Genomic DNA, 272 nt, shown 5'->3' on the forward strand with positions numbered 1-272 from the left:
GCAGCCGACGCGGCTGAGCGCTGGTCCAGCGCTGGCGCGCCCAAGGTCTGGCTGAAGAAGGATGCGGTGTCGCGTTGCAGCGAGTGGTGAATATGCCGGCGGTCGAGGCCGTCCGCGTCCTTGCACAGTGCCGGCATGCGCGCGCGCTGTTCATCGTCACAGCGCGCCATGAACACAAAATGCCCGGCGCCGGCCAGCAGGCGGTAATCCGGTGTGATGGGCAGCTTGCGGGCCAAGGCTTCGGCGTTGCGGTCCACAGCCACCAACTGGTC

At 67.6% G+C, this 272-nt stretch carries 1 pseudogene; it reads right to left on the reverse strand.

What is annotated here, in order from left to right:
* Window positions 1–272 (reverse strand): annotated as a pseudogene (locus SB756_RS30225) (dienelactone hydrolase); the annotation flags it as partial.

Source organism: Pseudomonas sp. SIMBA_068, from assembly GCF_046534705.1.
Classification (GTDB): domain Bacteria; phylum Pseudomonadota; class Gammaproteobacteria; order Pseudomonadales; family Pseudomonadaceae; genus Aquipseudomonas; species Aquipseudomonas putida.